Source organism: Pedobacter petrophilus (assembly GCF_009674725.1).
Classification (GTDB): Bacteria; Bacteroidota; Bacteroidia; order Sphingobacteriales; family Sphingobacteriaceae; genus Pedobacter; species Pedobacter petrophilus.
In genome coordinates, this window is record NZ_WKKH01000111.1 from 1 (window position 1) to 1,442 (window position 1,442).

Annotated in this window: 1 protein-coding gene; it reads left to right on the forward strand. The window is 36.1% G+C overall.

Annotated elements, in window-relative coordinates:
- Positions 1-706 precede the first annotated feature (706 nt).
- Positions 707-1,342 carry a hypothetical protein gene (locus tag GJU39_RS23255; RefSeq protein ID WP_154283373.1) on the forward strand — a complete coding sequence of 212 codons (636 nt, stop codon included), beginning with the start codon at positions 707-709 and terminating at the stop codon, positions 1,340-1,342.
- The last annotated feature ends 100 nt before the right edge of the window (positions 1,343-1,442 follow it).

The following is a 1,442-nucleotide window of genomic DNA, read 5'->3' on the forward strand; positions in this document are numbered from 1 at the left end:
TCAAAATGAAATACGTTTGGTTTACTAAAGCAAAAGAAACAAATTATTTCTTTTCCCCCAAGAATTCCGCTTGATCCATTTTATGGACATATTATTATAACGAATTTGATGATTATATTAGAGAACGCACTTATATAATTTCAGAATAAACGTTAGAAGTGATACTTAGAAGCTATTAATACCTTATTCCAGATAGATCGAGTAGAAGACTTAGAATCTTTGACTTATCAGTGTGCTGAGGACACTAGTAAGTATGCGATGACGTAAGTACTAAAAATACAAATTCAAGGTGGTTGGTTTCCTGTGACGGGTGGGGAATCTATCCAAATGTGGTAAACTCTTAACCGACCGAAAATGGTTCCGACATTTTGCTAGGGACCATAGAAACATAGCGCTATACTAATCGCCACCTGCTGTTGTTCCACAAAAAACAACTCATCATCGTCCCTTTTCGATAACCAAAACGAATAACTAGGATAACCACCCCAATAGTGAATTCCCGTGGAATCCAACCTGGTTACCTTTCCAGATACAATACCGTTGCAGTAGAGGAATTTCAAGACTGGATTTTTCAATTTCAATTGCGAGTTAGAAGTAGTGTTAAAGGTTTGACGCGGATGGATGGTGGTCATCAGACCTAGTTATTATTCTGTTAGGAATCACTTTAGTTCGCTCAGATGACTAAATTAGCGGACAAAAATAGAAAATGGCGCAGCATAAACTTCTAGAAGGTAACGAATTCATTGAAGGATTACGTGTTTTAGGGGCGATTTTAGGTTATGTAACGGAATCAGAATTTCCGGTAATTGCGACCGATCCCGATGGAATTGCGATAGACGTCGCTTGGTTTCTCGAAAATGGTCAAAAATTCCCTTTGTTTATTTTTGAAGTGGAAACTACCGCTTCAAATTCAATGGTTTATAATCCGTTAAAGGTGCTCTCCAAGCCAAACGAAATTTTTGAAAAACCATTATTTTACTTCCCAATAGTTTTGAATCAAGGTCAAAATTCATCCAGGATCGACGATTTGAAAAGAGCATATGGGATTTATAATTATAGTATCTACCGTTTATCACTTTATGAAGAACTCTTACTGATCACTGATATATTAGCACAACATCGGAGGCTTTTAGGAAAATTAGACATTGTTAATCTGGTGGATTTTATCAAACAGTCACAATGGATGAATTTGAGCATCTCTAGGTTAATTACTCAGATTAGGCTATTGGATTTTGAAATTAAATCAGGGGAATTTTTACAGTCAATCGGAATTTTAACGCTTAAATACCAAGATATCATTCCGATATTTTGCAGCGAGTTAGAAAAATTCTACGCCGCATGATAGATTATGATTATGACACTAACTGCATATACCAATAAATTTGACCCCCTTTCGCCAATTTTAAATTGACCCCCAGAGTTGTTGCTTGAAAAAAGCAGAA